Annotated in this window: 15 protein-coding genes and 1 pseudogene; 7 read left to right on the forward strand and 9 right to left on the reverse strand. The window is 72.5% G+C overall.

Features of this window, described 5'->3' with window-relative positions; all coding sequences use genetic code 11:
• Positions 1–277: 277 nt before the first annotated feature.
• From ACZ6A9_RS02380 to ACZ6A9_RS02405, 6 genes are all read right to left on the reverse strand, one after another.
• Positions 278–1,129, reverse strand: coding sequence for a hypothetical protein (locus tag ACZ6A9_RS02380; RefSeq protein ID WP_468976733.1), 852 nt, complete (start codon positions 1,127–1,129; stop codon positions 278–280).
• Positions 1,130–1,368: 239 nt separating this feature from the next.
• A complete protein-coding gene (locus tag ACZ6A9_RS02385) occupies positions 1,369–1,986 on the reverse strand; it encodes an RNA polymerase sigma factor (protein WP_468976735.1) in 618 nt (205 codons plus the stop codon).
• A gap of 401 nt (positions 1,987–2,387) precedes the next feature.
• A complete protein-coding gene (locus ACZ6A9_RS02390; RefSeq protein ID WP_468976738.1) occupies positions 2,388–2,783 on the reverse strand; it encodes a hypothetical protein in 396 nt (131 codons plus the stop codon).
• A 138-nt stretch (positions 2,784–2,921) separates the two neighbouring features.
• Positions 2,922–3,479, reverse strand: coding sequence for a hypothetical protein (locus ACZ6A9_RS02395; protein WP_468976740.1), 558 nt, complete (start codon positions 3,477–3,479; stop codon positions 2,922–2,924).
• Positions 3,480–3,588: 109 nt separating this feature from the next.
• Positions 3,589–4,095 carry a hypothetical protein gene (locus ACZ6A9_RS02400; protein WP_468976744.1) on the reverse strand — a complete coding sequence of 169 codons (507 nt, stop codon included), beginning with the start codon at positions 4,093–4,095 and terminating at the stop codon, positions 3,589–3,591.
• Between the two features lie 160 nt (positions 4,096–4,255).
• Positions 4,256–5,830 (reverse strand): beta-N-acetylhexosaminidase, encoded by a 1,575-nt coding sequence (locus ACZ6A9_RS02405; RefSeq protein WP_468977940.1) that lies wholly within the window; start codon positions 5,828–5,830, stop codon positions 4,256–4,258.
• A gap of 191 nt (positions 5,831–6,021) precedes the next feature.
• On the opposite strand from ACZ6A9_RS02405, the gene ACZ6A9_RS02410 reads away from it, so the two are divergent.
• The 7 genes from ACZ6A9_RS02410 (at position 6,022) to ACZ6A9_RS02440 (ending at position 12,014) form a co-directional block, all read left to right on the forward strand.
• Entirely contained in the window at positions 6,022–6,657 is a 636-nt protein-coding gene (locus ACZ6A9_RS02410) for a 2-oxo-4-hydroxy-4-carboxy-5-ureidoimidazoline decarboxylase (RefSeq protein WP_468976747.1), read from the forward strand.
• A 190-nt stretch (positions 6,658–6,847) separates the two neighbouring features.
• Entirely contained in the window at positions 6,848–7,228 is a 381-nt protein-coding gene (gene sdhC / locus ACZ6A9_RS02415) for a succinate dehydrogenase, cytochrome b556 subunit (RefSeq protein WP_468976750.1), read from the forward strand.
• Between the two features lie 5 nt (positions 7,229–7,233).
• A complete protein-coding gene (locus tag ACZ6A9_RS02420) occupies positions 7,234–7,716 on the forward strand; it encodes a succinate dehydrogenase hydrophobic membrane anchor subunit (protein ID WP_189558302.1) in 483 nt (160 codons plus the stop codon).
• 19 nt (positions 7,717–7,735) lie between these two features.
• Positions 7,736–9,490 (forward strand): succinate dehydrogenase flavoprotein subunit, encoded by a 1,755-nt coding sequence (gene sdhA, locus ACZ6A9_RS02425; protein WP_468976753.1) that lies wholly within the window; start codon positions 7,736–7,738, stop codon positions 9,488–9,490.
• On the forward strand, positions 9,490–10,269 hold the full coding sequence (locus tag ACZ6A9_RS02430) for a succinate dehydrogenase iron-sulfur subunit (RefSeq protein ID WP_228967024.1): 780 nt from the start codon (positions 9,490–9,492) through the stop codon (positions 10,267–10,269). Before sdhA ends, ACZ6A9_RS02430 begins: the two co-directional genes overlap by 1 nt.
• Before the next feature lie 153 nt (positions 10,270–10,422).
• Positions 10,423–11,049, forward strand: coding sequence for a Uma2 family endonuclease (locus tag ACZ6A9_RS02435; RefSeq protein WP_468976756.1), 627 nt, complete (start codon positions 10,423–10,425; stop codon positions 11,047–11,049).
• A 179-nt stretch (positions 11,050–11,228) separates the two neighbouring features.
• Positions 11,229–12,014, forward strand: coding sequence for a TetR/AcrR family transcriptional regulator (locus tag ACZ6A9_RS02440; protein WP_468976758.1), 786 nt, complete (start codon positions 11,229–11,231; stop codon positions 12,012–12,014).
• A 62-nt stretch (positions 12,015–12,076) separates the two neighbouring features.
• Here ACZ6A9_RS02440 and ACZ6A9_RS02445 read toward each other — a convergent pair.
• The 3 genes and pseudogenes from ACZ6A9_RS02445 to ACZ6A9_RS02455 all read right to left on the reverse strand — a co-directional run.
• Positions 12,077–12,325 (reverse strand): annotated as a pseudogene (locus ACZ6A9_RS02445) (MMPL family transporter); the annotation flags it as partial.
• Positions 12,326–12,364: 39 nt separating this feature from the next.
• Positions 12,365–13,663, reverse strand: coding sequence for a metallophosphoesterase (locus ACZ6A9_RS02450; protein WP_468976761.1), 1,299 nt, complete (start codon positions 13,661–13,663; stop codon positions 12,365–12,367).
• A 25-nt stretch (positions 13,664–13,688) separates the two neighbouring features.
• The gene (locus ACZ6A9_RS02455; protein ID WP_468976764.1) at positions 13,689–13,940 is read right to left on the reverse strand and encodes an SCO4848 family membrane protein; all 252 of its coding nucleotides are present in this window, start codon (positions 13,938–13,940) and stop codon (positions 13,689–13,691) included.
• Positions 13,941–14,021: the final 81 nt, after the last annotated feature.

Here is a 14,021-nt window from a genome sequence, read left to right on the forward strand (position 1 = left end):
CAGGTGTCCGTCGCGGCCTGGCGCGAAAGGCACGTTACGGCCTGAATCCTCTCCCCGTCCATGTCCGTCCACGATGCAACTGACCCGTGACCCGGGATGGTGTGACAGAAAACGCACTCGTGGCGCTGTAGAGGGTACGGGTCGCCGCGCGGCCCGTACCGCGCGACGGCCGGGGCCTCTCCTGTGGGGGGTGGCGGCCCCGGCCGTTGCCTCGGCGGCAGCGATGTGAGCGCGTAGGCCTCTGTCTGCTCCGGTAACCGACGTGGGGCGGCGCACGTCACGGGTTCTCCGCGCCCGGCTCGGCAGGTCTGCCGGCGCCCGGCCCGCTGCCCCGGCTGCCGCCCGCCGGTCCGTCCGGACCCTCGCCCGCCTCGCGGCCCGCGGCACCCGGGGAACCGTCCCCGCCGGGCCCGCCGGTGCTCGGCCTCCCCGGCGTCGCGGAACCGCCGGGCCGTCGCTCCGTGTCCTGTCCGGGCTGCCCGGTGCCGGACTGCCCGGCGCAGTACGCCTCGACGTGCGCCGGGCCGCCCGCGGCCTCGCTGAGCCGCTTCCCGGCCGTGGACTCCAGGGCCCGGCCGCCTCCCCCCGCCCGCTCGAAGGCGCGGCAGTCGGCCCCGGCGTCCCCGGTACTCGCGGGGCGGTCCGGTTCCTCCCGGCCGGAACCGGCCTCCGGTGCGGCGGAGTCGGGGGAGGCCGGGGCGGTGGCGCTCGGGGGCGCGTGGGTGCGCCCGGTGTCGGGGGCGGGGCGGTCCGGTGACGAGTCGCTCGCGCCGATCCCGGCGACCGCGACCCCGCTCAGGGGGAGACCGGCGACCAGGACGGAGAGCGTGGCCTTCAGCGAGCCGCCCCCGATCCGTCGCCGACGGGCCCGCCAGTCGTCCCGGCGCCGGGTGCGCGCTCCGTGCCCTGCGGCATTCCGGGCCGCCAGGAACGCGGCGACGGCCCGCTGTTCGGCCCCCGCGTCCACGCCGTCGCGGATCAGGGCGGCGGCGAGCAGCGCCTCCAGGCTCGCGGGGTCGGAGACGGCCCGACCGGTGGGGGCCGGACCGGTGCTCCGTGCGGCCGGCCCGCCCTCGGGGTGCGCACGCCGACGGCCGGCCCGCCCGCCGTCGCTCCGCCGTTCACCCATGTCCGTTCCCGTCCCTGCTCGATCGTGCTCGGTACCGCGCCGCCCGCCCGGCGCTCGCGGCCCGCGCGGATCCGTCCGGTCCGGCCCGCGCGGGGATGCCGCCCGGACCGACGGATACGTTCCGTGTGTCCGGCCTGTTCAGCGCCCGGCTCGCGGTGGCCGCCGCGGGCCGCCGGGCCCGGACGGCGCGGGCCGGGTGTCGCCGCGCCGGCCTCCGGGGCTCCCGGGCCGGCCGATGGTCATGCCGATCCACCCAGCGTCTTCGGCGCCTCATCCGTCACACCGTCGACGCCGAGCTGCTCGGCCAGCCGCTTCAGTCCCCGGTACGCAGCCGTCCGCACCGCACCCGGCCGCTTGCCGAGGACCCGCGCGGCGGCGGGGCCGTCGAGGCCGACGACCACGCGCAGCAGTACGGCCTCGGCCTGGTCCCGCGGCAGACCGCCGACCAGGTCCAGGGCGTACTCGGTGGACAGGGCCTCCATGGCCTGGTCGTGGGTGCTCTGCGGTCCGGGCAGGTCCAGGACGTCCTGTTCCAGCGCCGACGGCCGGGGCCGCACCCGCTGCCGGCGCAGGTGGTCCAGTGCCCGGTGCCGGGCGATGGTCGCCGTCCAGCCCCGGAAGCCGGCCCCGTCGCCCTTGAACCTGCCCAGGTCACGGGCGATCTCCAGCCAGGCGTCCGACATCACGTCCTCGGCGTCGTCCCCGACCAGCCCGCGCACGTAGGCGAGCAGTCCCGGCTGGACGAGTCGGTAGGCCGTGGCGAAGGCGGACTCGTCCCCCTTCTGGGCCCGCGCGACGGCCGCGCCCAGTTCCCCGTCGTACGCCTGCGTGCGGCGGGATTCCCCTCCGTGGCCCAAGAACCGTCCTCGTCCGTACCGAGCGGGTAGCGCGTCGAACTCGCTTGGCGTGAGCACGTCCGACGGCGCTCACACCCCCACGGTCATCAGCGTTCGGCGCGACGAATGTGTCACAGCTCGTCAGGCGCCTCGTGCGGCCCGTCCGCGCCGGTGGCACCTCCGGCCGCACCGCCTCCGGGGCGGGCCCACCCGTCCCGTGACGTGCCGTCACGCCGGTGCGGCCGGGCGCCGGCGGCACGTGCGCCGGCGGGGTGAGCCGCCGTGCCGTGGCGACGGCCGGGGCGCCGCCGGCCCGCGTGCCCGGCGCCCGCGCCGTCGTCGGCGCGGCGACCGGCCGGCTCACGCGGCGCCCCGCACGGCGGGGGAACCTCCCCCGTCCGGGGCCGCGCGGAGGCCGGAGGTCACGGCTGCGACCCTCGCTCGCACGCGTCACGGCACAGCAGGCGCAGGGATCCTTCGCCCGTGTAGCAGCGGCGGGCCTCGTCGATCGGGTCCCAGAGCCGGCCGTCCGGCGTGCGGACCCAGTGCTCGCCGCCGGAGGCCCACCACTCGGCCCCGGCCTGACGGGCGATCACCTCACCCGCGTAGGCACCGAATCCGCGCAGCACCAGTTCCACGGCGGCGTACGGGGCGGCCTCCCGGCGGATGTCCTCGATCACCCGGTCGACGCTCCACAGGCTGCGCGCCGAGTAGTCGAGGCGCAGCCGCGCTCCTTCGCGCATCGCCGCCACCGCGTCCGCCGCCCAGCGGACCGGCTTCGCCGCGGCCGAGGGCCTGGTCTCCTGCTGTGTCGTCACAGTCGTCGCAGTCGTCACACTGTGAAGAGCGCAGGGGAGAACCGTTTCGTCACCCGGATTCCGCGGGTTCTCGCAACGGGCACAGGACCGCCCCGGCCCGGGCACAGGACCTGCCGCCCGTGACGGCCACGACGCACCTCAGCCGTCCCTGCGGCTGCGGCGGGACACCGCGGCGCGGAGCACCCGCCGGCCCTCCGTCGAGATCTCCAGCGCACCGCGCAGCCCCGCCGGGCCGTGGGCGGCCATCAGTTCCAGGACGGCGGTCTGGCGGCGCAGTTCGGCGGCGAGAAGCGGCGACAGGCCCTCCGCGCTGCCCGCACGGCAGGCGTCGGCGAGCCCTGCGTCGTCGTCGGCGCCGTCCAGCAGCCGGTGGACGCGCAGCGCGGCGAGGGAACAGGCGTCGGCCCACTCCCGCAGCCCGGCGCCGGATCGCTCCGCGGGAGCGGTGGCGAGCATCCGCCGCGCCTGCGCCACGCACTCCCGCGCGCCCTCGGCCACCGCGTCCAGCGTGCCGCGCGTCTGCTCGAGCCGTTCGGCCCAGTCACCGGGGGCGGCGTCCTCCGCGAGGCTCGCCCACAGCGGCCGCACCGCCTCGTCGTCACCACCGAGCAACGGCACGCACCGATCCAAACAAGCCAACCCGCTCACGGCCAGCCCGCGCTCGTCGGCCCGCGCGATCAGTTCCACCAGGCTCATCCACGCCTCCCTCTTCGGGTCGTCACAGGCCCCCCGACGAGGCCGTGTACGGGCCTCATGACTCACGGAGCCCGCATCTCCCCTTACTGCGTGCGACGGGCCGGGAGTGTCACCCGGGCACGACACCGAGCCGGTCGAGAAGACGGAAGAAGAGGTTTTCGGCCACCGGGTCGGGGTCGGCGGCCAGCACCACGGCCAGCTCCTCCGCGGACACCGTGTGTCCCGCCTCCTCGGCCCAGAAGACCGCCCGCTCGGCGGCGTCGGCGGGCTCCAGGAAGTAGTCGTCGACCGTGAGCCCCTCCTGCTGCCCGTCGAGGTACCCGGCCATGGCGGTCCGCGCCAGGCAGGTCGTCCACGCCCCGCTCTCCGGTGACGCCGCCTCCACGACCACGCAGGCGCTGTCCATGACGTACCCGAACAGCGCGGGCGCCCCGGTCTCCCGCGCCAGGTCGTTCATGTTCCCGATGTCGCCCTCGCCGCCCGGGTACTCCCACACCTGCCATCCGTCCGGCGCGGAGGTACGCAGGGTCATGCCGCCGGCCGCGCCGGCCAGCGCGTCCAGCCCGGCGAGCGGCCGGTCCCCGCGGCCCACGACGAAAAACCCCCAGTAGCCCATGTGCTGGCGTTCCCCCCGGTGCGTCGGTTCGGATCACCCGAAACACCACCACAGTCGCACGGGGGTGCGCAGGCATATCCGGCAATCCGCGGCCCCGTCCAGGGGCGCGCCCAGGCCGCCGGGAAGTGCCCTCCAGATCCCTTGCCGGGCGAGCCGGGGGTCAGCCCAGTTCGTCCGCCAGGGCGCGGAACTCCGTCCAGGACAGCTCGGGTGCGTCCGGGTCCCACAGCTTCTGCACCGTCGCCCGCAGCGGCATGCGGATGCCGGCCGCGACCTGCTCCTGGGTCTGGGAGCGGGGCAGGTCTCCCCAGATGGCGAAGGACCCGCCGAGGATCTGGTCGTCGTACCGCTCCGGGACCGCGGTGGTGCCGCGCAGCACCAGCGGTGTCCACCGCTCGTAGATCCGCTCCCCCGTCGGGTAGACGAAGGTGAGCGGCTCCCCGAGCACGTAGTAGAGGAACTCGTCGTTGTAGTTGATCACCTGGCGGCCCTCTGCCAGGTACTCGGCCGGCTGCCGGGCGCCGATCTCCTTGCCGGTCCAGTAGGCGACCTCGATGTCCTCGGCGGCCCGCACCGAACCGCCCCGGAAGAACCCGTCGTTCCAGGCGCGGGGCACGCGGTCGAGGGCGCGGACCGCGGCGGCCCGGTCGTTGAGCCACCCGGTGGTCAGGTCCTCGACGGTCGCGCCGGAGCCGTACTTCTTCCGCGCGGCGGCGGCCAGGCCCGGGAACGACGCCTCGGGGTCGGACACCACCAGGGCCTGGTACTCGTCGCCGCCGAGGTGCCACCTCCCGCCGGGGAAGAGCCCGGCGTACTCCTCCAGCAGATCGTCGACGATCTCGGCGGACTCCGGCTTCGAGATGTCGATCGCGCCGCGCACGGCACGGCCGGCCGCGTTGCGCAGCTGGAGGCCGGGGTGGGCGGCGAGGACCGCGCCGAGGTGCCCGGGCGAGTCGATCTCGGGGACGACGGTGATGTGCCGGCTGGCCGCGAGGTCGACGATCCTCCTGACCTGCGCCTTGGTCAGGTGCCGGCCGGAGACGATCTCCGGGTGCGAGTCGGACGCGATGCGGAAGCCCTGGTCGTCGGAGAAGTGCAGTCCGAGCTCGTTGAACTTCAGGTCGCCGAGCTCCCGGATCCGGTCCTCGATCCAGTCGGCGCTGTAGTGCTTGCGCGCGATGTCCAGCATCATCCCGCGCCGCTGCTTGGCCGGCTCGTCGCGGACCACGCCCTCGGGGGCGGCGCCGGCGCCCTTCGTCTCCTGCTTGAGGGTGCGGGTGCCGTAGAAGACGCCCGCCTCCGCCGGGGCGGCCACGGTCACCCGTCCGCCCCGCACCGTCATCGTGTACGACTCGGGGTTCGCGCCCGCGTCGCGGTTCAGCTCCAGCCGCAGGTCCCCCTCCCGCTCGTCGTCCCGCTCCCCCGCGTACGTCAGTCCCAGCTCGCCGGCTATCAGCCGGCCCTCGTCGGCCAGCGCCGGATCGGCCACGACCACCCGGTGCTCACGGGCGGGGCGCCAGCCCGGGCCGCGCTCCGCCGTGTGCTCGCGGACCGCGGGTATGGTGCGCGGCGCCCGTGACAGCGGGTAGGAACGGGTGGGGCCGGGGCTGGGACTCTCCGTGGCGGACGCCGCCGTCGAGTCCGCGGCGGAGCCGTCGTCGCCCGAGGTCGCCCACAGCCCGACGCCCACGCCGGACGCGGCCACCAGGGCGCCCGCGGCGACCGCCGCGACCAGCACCCGCCGTTCCCGCACCGCCCTCGCCGGGCGACGCCTGTGCTGACTCTGCTGCCTGCGCTGCCTGTGCCGACTCACTCAGCCAACGTACGACCCATTCGGGTGAGAGGCGTCCACGAGCCGATCCCAAACCCCGCCGTCCGGGTGAATTCGGGGTACCGATCGGACACGTACCGGGCGTACTCGGTAACGTGTCGTCAGAACTCTCACAGCATCTACCACCGACACACACGCGACGCCCACGAGGACCCACGCTGCCTGCGCACCGTCTCCCAGACCTCCCCGGCCGGGTCGCCATACCCGCACAGGCCCGCGGCGCGCCCGGCCCCCCGCTGGAGCGGTTCAACACCGCCCCCGCCAAGGACGCCGAGCGCGACCTCCTGACCTGTCTGCACAGCCTGCGCTGGGCCCTGCGCGTCGCCGGCCACCGCCCCTACCCGGATCCGGCGTCCCTCCTGGCGGCCGCGGACGAGGCGGCGTACGACCTCTCCGCCGAGGAACTCGCCGAGGCCCTGGCGGCGGAGAGCCTCCCCGTCCTCCCCGAGGACACCTACACGGCCGCGCACACCGCCCTGAACGCGGCCCACGCCGCCTATGAGGCCAAATTCGGCCACGTGTTCGTCATCTCGCTGGACGGGGTCCCCGAGGAAGAGACCCTGGACCGCGTCCTCGAAGACATCCGGTCACGATTGGCCAACGATCCGGAGGACGAGCGGGTGGTCGCCGCGGAGCAGCTCCGCCGTCTGGCGAGGGAGCGGCTGGAGAACATGCTCAGGGGCGCGGGGAACTGCGCCGACAGCCCCCACGGCGCCGCATCCGGCGCCTGACCGCGCCCGCCGCCCCGGGGCACCGCCCCGCACCCCTTCGAGTGCAAGTTTGATCACACCGGCAGGCCCCCTGTAAGCGCCGCGGACACTCGTCGCTACCATGCTGGGGGCCGGTGGACCGTACCCGGCCGGGCCCGACCGACAAGGAAAGCCGGCGCGGCCCCGACCCCCGCTCCCGGAGGAAATTTCCGTGCCGGCTGGAACGCTGTACCGCGGCCGGGAAGGAATGTGGTCCTGGGTGGCTCACCGAGTCACCGGCGTCCTCATTTTCTTCTTCCTGTTCGTTCACGTGCTGGACACCGCCCTCGTGCGCGTGTCCCCCGAGGCCTACGACACCGTCGTGGCCACGTACAAGACGCCGATCGTCGCGCTGCTGGAGTACGGCCTCGTCGCCGCCATCCTCTTCCACGCGCTCAACGGCCTGCGTGTCATCGCCGTCGACTTCTGGGTCAAGGGCGCCCGCTACCAGAAGCAGATGCTCTGGACCGTCGTCGCCCTGTGGGCCGTGCTGATGGTCGGGGCGATCTACCCCGTCCTCGGCCACGCCGCTCGTGAACTGTTCGGGAGCTGACGACCATGTCCACCACTGAAACCAACGCCTCGGGCGTCGGCCCCGTCGAGGGCGCCTCGCTCTACTCCGTCGACAACCCGGCGCCGGTCATCGAGCCGCCCCGCAAGCGGACCAAGAAGACCCCGAAGAGCACCCGGGGCAACTTCGAGCTGGCCGCCTGGCTGTTCATGCGCCTGTCCGGTGTCGTCCTGGTCGTCCTCGTCATCGGCCACCTGCTGATCCAGCTGGTGCTGGACGGCGGCGTCTCCAAGATCGGCTTCGCCTTCGTGGCCGGCCGCTGGGCCTCGCCGTTCTGGCAGGTCTGGGACCTGCTGATGCTGTGGCTGGCGATGCTGCACGGCGCCAACGGCCTGCGCACGGTCATCAACGACTACGCGGAGCGGCCGAACACCCGGCTGTGGCTCAAGGGCCTGCTCTACACCGCCACGGTGTTCACCATCCTGCTGGGCACGCTGGTGATCTTCACCTTCGACCCGAACATCCGCTAGGCACGGGGCTGCGAGAGATATGAAGATCCACAAGTACGACACCGTCATCGTCGGCGCCGGCGGCGCGGGCATGCGCGCGGCCATCGAGTCGACGAAGCGCAGCCGCACCGCCGTCCTGACCAAGCTGTACCCCACCCGCTCCCACACGGGCGCCGCGCAGGGCGGCATGGCCGCCGCGCTGGCCAACGTGGAGGAGGACAACTGGGAGTGGCACACCTTCGACACGGTCAAGGGCGGTGACTACCTGGTCGACCAGGACGCCGCCGAGATCCTGGCGAAGGAGGCCATCGACTCGGTCCTCGACCTGGAGAAGATGGGCCTGCCGTTCAACCGGACCCCGAACGGCACCATCGACCAGCGCCGCTTCGGCGGTCACAGCCGCAACCACGGCGAGGCCCCGGTCCGCCGGTCCTGCTACGCGGCCGACCGCACCGGCCACATGATCCTCCAGACGCTGTACCAGAACTGCGTCAAGGAGGGCGTGGAGTTCTTCAACGAGTTCTACGTCCTGGACCAGCTGATCACCGAGGTCGACGGCGTCAAGAAGTCCGCCGGTGTGGTCGCCTACGAGCTGGCCACCGGTGAGATCCACGTCTTCCAGGCGAAGGCCGTGATCTACGCGTCCGGCGGCACCGGCAAGTTCTTCAAGGTGACGTCGAACGCGCACACGCTGACCGGTGACGGCCAGGCCGCCGTGTACCGGCGCGGGCTGCCGCTGGAGGACATGGAGTTCTTCCAGTTCCACCCGACCGGCATCTGGCGCATGGGCATCCTGCTGACGGAGGGCGCCCGCGGTGAGGGCGGCATCCTCCGCAACAAGGACGGCGAGCGCTTCATGGAGAAGTACGCGCCGGTCATGAAGGACCTCGCGTCCCGTGACGTCGTCTCGCGCTCCATCTACACGGAGATCCGCGAGGGCCGCGGCTGCGGTCCCGAGGGCGACCACGTCTTCCTGGACCTCACCCACCTCCCGCCGGAGCAGCTGGACGCCAAGCTGCCCGACATCACGGAGTTCGCGCGGACCTACCTCGGCATCGAGCCCTACACCGACCCGATCCCGATCCAGCCCACCGCGCACTACGCGATGGGCGGCATCCCGACCAACGTCCAGGGCGAGGTCCTCGCGGACAACACCACGGTCGTCCCGGGCCTGTACGCGGCCGGCGAGGTCGCCTGCGTGTCGGTGCACGGCGCCAACCGCCTGGGCACCAACTCGCTGCTGGACATCAACGTGTTCGGCAAGCGGGCCGGTATCGCCGCGGCGGAGTACTCGCAGAACGCGGACTTCGTCGAGCTGCCGGAGAACCCGGAGTCCTTCGTCGTCGGGCAGATCGAGCGGCTGCGCTCCTCCACCGGCAGCGAGCGGGTGGCCGAGCTCCGCCGCGAGCTGCAGGAGACCATGGACGCCAACGTCATGGTGTTCCGCACCGAGCAGACGATCAAGACGGCGGTCGAGAAGATCGCCGAGCTGCGCGAGCGCTACAAGAACGTCGCCATCCAGGACAAGGGCAAGCGGTTCAACACCGACCTGCTGGAGGCCGTCGAGCTGGGCAACCTGCTCGACCTGGCCGAGGTCATGGCCGTCTCGGCACTGGCCCGCAAGGAGTCCCGCGGCGGTCACTACCGCGAGGACTACCCGAACCGCGACGACGTCAACTTCATGCGCCACACGATGGCCTACCGCGAGGTCGGCGCCGACGGCACCGAGACCGTCCGTCTGGACTACAAGCCGGTCGTCCAGACCCGCTACCAGCCGATGGAGCGTAAGTACTGATGGCTACCCCTGTTCTGGACAAGGCGGACGCGGCCGGTTCCCCCGAGCCCGGTTTCGCCGACTCCCCCTACATCACCGTCACGATGCGGATCCGCCGGTTCAACCCGGAGGTCTCGGCCGAGGCGACCTGGGAAGACTTCCAGCTGGAGATCGACCCCAAGGAGCGCGTCCTCGACGCGCTGCACAAGATCAAGTGGGATCTGGACGGCACGCTCACGTTCCGCCGTTCCTGTGCCCACGGCATCTGCGGCTCCGACGCCATGCGGATCAACGGCAAGAACCGCCTGGCGTGCAAGACGCTGATCAAGGACATCAACCCCGAGAAGCCGATCACGGTCGAGGCCATCAAGGGCCTGACGGTCCTCAAGGACCTGGTCGTGGACATGGAGCCGTTCTTCCAGGCGTACCGGGACGTGATGCCCTTCCTGATCACGAAGGAGACGAACGAGCCGACGCGTGAGCGGCTGCAGTCCGCCGAGGACCGCGAGCGCTTCGACGACACGACCAAGTGCATCCTGTGCGCCGCCTGCACATCCTCGTGCCCGGTGTTCTGGAACGACGGGCAGTACTTCGGCCCGGCCGCGATCGTCAACGCGCACCGCTTCATCTTCGACTCGCGTGACGAGGCCGGCGAGCAGCGCCTGGAGATCCTCAACGACCGCGACGGCGTCTGGCGCTGCCGCACGACCTTCAACTGCACGGACGCCTGCCCGCGCGGCATCGAGGTCACCAAGGCGATCGCGGAAGTGAAGCGTGCGCTGATCACGCGCCGCTACTGAGGTACGCCGCAGTACCCGCGAGGGCCCCGTTTCCGCTGGAGACGGGGCCCTCTGGCATATGCCACTCGATAGGGTGAACATGCCTGAGACGGACGTGGGAGCGTCGTCCGCCCTACGATGATGGTCTCGACACCAGCCCCCAGGAGGCACGCGATGTCCGCAGCATCCGTCGAGCGACCCCACTTGGACCGGTCCCACGACGAGCGTCCGCTGATCGCGGAGGCGAACCTTCTCATGGACCGCCTTCCGGGCTACCGCGTCGAGATCATCGGAGACCAGCTCCTCGTGACCCCGCCCCCGGACGGCCCGCACGCCGACGTCCTCACCAGCCTGAGCATTCCCTTCCTGACGGCAGGGCTGCACGGCCCGGAGACGCGAGTGCTGCAAGGAATCGGACTGTGGCTTCCAGCAGGCGCCGAGGACTACGCCATCCCCGACATGGCTGTAGTGGACGCCGACTACCGCGACAGATACGTCGAGAACAACTCCTACGACCCGGTTTGCTTCCGCCTCGTCCTGGAGGTCACCTCCAGCAACTGGAAGACCGATCTGAAGACCAAGGTCGCCTCCTACGCCGAGGCCAAGGTCCCCGTCTACGTCGTCGTCGACCGCGAGCACCAGCGCGTTCACGTCCTGACCGACCCGGTCGGCAGCGAGTACGCCACCCACCGCTTCCACTCCCCCGGCCAGCAGGTCACCCTCCCCGACTCCATCGGCGCCAAGGTCACCCTGGACGTGGCCGGGATCCTGGAGGCCGGGCAGCCCCGCGAGGCCGACTGAGGCGTGACCCGGGCCGCGGCCGGTCCTGACGCAGCCACCTCCGACCTCGCCTCGAACACCTGACCGCCGCCAGGTGGCGCGGACCCGCGCGACGGCTGGAGCCACACCCCGCCCGGCTGTGCCGCCGGCACCCGCGCCGCGCCGTAGGGCCCCCTCCCCTGGCGTTAGGCTCTCTTCCCGTGCCCGCGAAGAACGACGGCCCCGACGACGGCGCCCCCCTCAGCAAGTCAGAGCAGACCCGCGCCCTGATCCTCCAGACGGCCATGCGGCTGTTCCAGGAGCGCGGCTACGACAAGACGACCATGCGGGCCATCGCCAAGGAGGCCGGCGTCTCCGTCGGCAACGCCTACTACTACTTCGAGGGCAAGGAGCACCTGATCCAGGGCTTCTACGACCGGATCGCCGCCGAGCACCAGGTGGCGACCCGGGAGGTCCTCGCCCGGGAGACCGACCTGGAGGCCCGGCTCGCGGGCGTGCTGAAAGCGTGGCTGGACATCGCCACGCCGTACCACGAGTTCGCGGTGCAGTTCTTCAAGAACGCCGCCGACCCGGACAGCCCGCTCAGCCCCTTCTCACCCGAGTCGGAGCACGCGCGCCAGGAGGCGATCAGCGTGCACCGCGCCGTGCTGGCCGGGACGAGGACCAAGGTGCCCGAGGAGCTGCGCGACATCCTGCCGGAGCTGATGTGGCTGTCGCAGATGGGGCTGTGCCTGTACTGGATCTTCGACCGGACCGAGGGCCGTGAGCGCAGCTACCGGCTCGCCGAGCGGGGGGCCCGGATCACCGCGCGGGGTGTCGCCCTGGCCCGTTTCCGGGTGCTGCGGCCCCTGGTCCGGGAGGTGCACGAACTGTTCACGGAGTTCCTGCCCGGGATGACGAACGCGCTCCCCGACCCCGCCAGGAGGACGGCGCCCGCGGAGCAGGGGACGCCCGCCGACGACGGGCGCCCCGGCACCGTCAGTTGACGGCGTCCACCTCACGGGCCCGGTACGGAGACGACGTCCGCGCCGTCCGCGAGGGAGACCAGCGGCAGCCACCAGTTGGACCGGCCGAGCACGTGCATCACGGCCGGGACCAGCGCGGTGCGCAGGATGAACGCGTCCAGGGCGACCGCCGCGGCCAGACCCACCCCCGCCATGGCCGCTCCGTAGTCGCCGCTGAGCACGAAGGCGAGGAAGACGCAGACCATGATCAGGGCGGCCGAGTTGATGACCCGGCTGGTCTCCGCGAGGCCGACGCGCACCGCGCGGGCGTTGTCCCGGGTGTGCACCCACTCCGGCTCATGGGATCCGCCTCCCGCGCCGGCCGGCGCCCCTCACGCCTCCCGCGACGCGAGCTCGATCACCGTGATGTCCGAAGGAGCGCCCACCCGGGTGGGCGGCCCCCACGCCCCCGCACCCCGGCTGACGTACAACTGTGTGTCCCCGTACCGCTCCAGTCCCGCCAGCGTGGGATTCGCCGCACCGGCGAGCAGGTTCGCGGGCCACAGCTGCCCCCCGTGCGTGTGACCGGACAACTGCAGATCCACCCCGTACTCCACGGCCTCGTGGATCTGCACGGGCTGATGCGCCAGCAGCACACTCGCCCGCCCCCGGTCCCGGTCGCCCAACGCCCGTGCGTAGTCCGGCCCCTGCCCCTCGTCCTCCCCGGCCACGTCGTTGACCCCGGCCAAGTCGAAGTGCGGCAGCTCCCTGCGCGCGTTCTCCAGCGGGGTCAGTCCGAGCCGCCGCACCTCGTCGACCCACTGTTCGGCGCCCGAGAAGTACTCGTGGTTACCGGTGACGAAGAACGACCCGTGCCGTGCCCGGAGCTGCGCCAGCGGCGCCGCGGCCGGCCCGAGATCCTTCACGCTGCCGTCCACCAGGTCCCCGACGACCGCGATCAGGTCCGGCTGGGTCGAGTTGATCGTGTCGACGACCTTCTGCGCGAACCCCCGCCCCAGCACCGGCCCCAGGTGGATGTCGCTGACGACCGCGATGCGGTAACCGTGCGCCGCGCGGGGCAGCTTGGCCAGCGGCACGGTGACCCGCTTCACGCCCGGCCCGCGCAGCACGCCGTACGTACCGTGGCCGACCGTCCCCACGGCCGCCGCGGCGGCGGCCCCGCCGACGACCCGGGAGACGAAGAGCCGGCGTGAGGGCCCGGCCGCCGGAGCGGGAGCTTCCGGCGCCGCGGGCGCGCCGTCCCCGCCCGGCCCGGCATCCGGCCCGGTGTCCCGCGCGGGTCCCCCTGCCCGGCCCACCGGTACGGCCTCCGGCTGCGCCGGCACCGCCGCCGCCGCGGCCCGGTCCCGCCGCTGAAGAACCCTGCGCAGCACCGGCCGCACCAGCTCACCCGCGAGCACCGCCAGCAGCAGGTACAGGGACAGTGCCAGCCACAGGTACCCCGGCCAGGCCAGCGCCTGCTTGAGCCAGAAGGGCACGTCGGACCGCCCGGTGGCGAACGCGCCGACGGTCAGCGCCCAGCCTCCGGCGATCACCACCGCACCGGCGCGGCGCACCGCGCCCGGGCCTCGTGTGGTGTCCCGGAACAGGCGCCGCCACACGTACCAGTTGCCCGTGACCAGGACGGCCAGGACCAGGAGCGCGACGAGTACGAAGACGACGATGGTCACGGTGCGGTGTTCCCCCTGCTTTCCGTTACGACGTCGTCCGTGACGTCCGGCTCAATGCGCGCAGTCCGCGCAACCCAAGGCCCCCGATGACCGTCCCCCATACGAAGGAGACGACGGCCAGCGTCAGATGAACGAAGAAGTACGCCGTCGGATTCCCGTTTTCGAACGCGAGCCCGCTGCTGTCCTTGGCCAGGTTCCTGACGAAAGTGATCCAGATGACCCAGCTCCACACCCCGAAGGCGATCAGGAACCAGGAGACGGGGCGGCTGAGCTTCACCGAACAAGACCTTTCATCGCGGCACCGGGCTCCCGCGGCTGGCCGGAGGTCCAGGGGTCGTTCCCCGGAAGAGCGCGGCAT

The organism is Streptomyces sp. NPDC041124 (assembly GCF_055592385.1).

Excerpts from the sequence above, each read along its gene's own strand:
- ACZ6A9_RS02380 (WP_468976733.1), bottom strand. The coding sequence starts at position 1,129 with ATGGGTGAACGGCGGAGCGACGGCGGGCGGGCCGGCCGTCGGCGTGCG.
- ACZ6A9_RS02395 (WP_468976740.1), bottom strand. The coding sequence starts at position 3,479 with ATGAGCCTGGTGGAACTGATCGCGCGGGCCGACGAGCGCGGGCTGGCC.
- ACZ6A9_RS02400 (WP_468976744.1), bottom strand. The coding sequence starts at position 4,095 with ATGGGCTACTGGGGGTTTTTCGTCGTGGGCCGCGGGGACCGGCCGCTC.
- ACZ6A9_RS02420 (WP_189558302.1), top strand. The coding sequence starts at position 7,234 with ATGTCCACCACTGAAACCAACGCCTCGGGCGTCGGCCCCGTCGAGGGC.
- sdhA (WP_468976753.1), top strand. The coding sequence starts at position 7,736 with ATGAAGATCCACAAGTACGACACCGTCATCGTCGGCGCCGGCGGCGCG.
- ACZ6A9_RS02430 (WP_228967024.1), top strand. The coding sequence starts at position 9,490 with ATGGCTACCCCTGTTCTGGACAAGGCGGACGCGGCCGGTTCCCCCGAG.
- ACZ6A9_RS02435 (WP_468976756.1), top strand. The coding sequence starts at position 10,423 with ATGTCCGCAGCATCCGTCGAGCGACCCCACTTGGACCGGTCCCACGAC.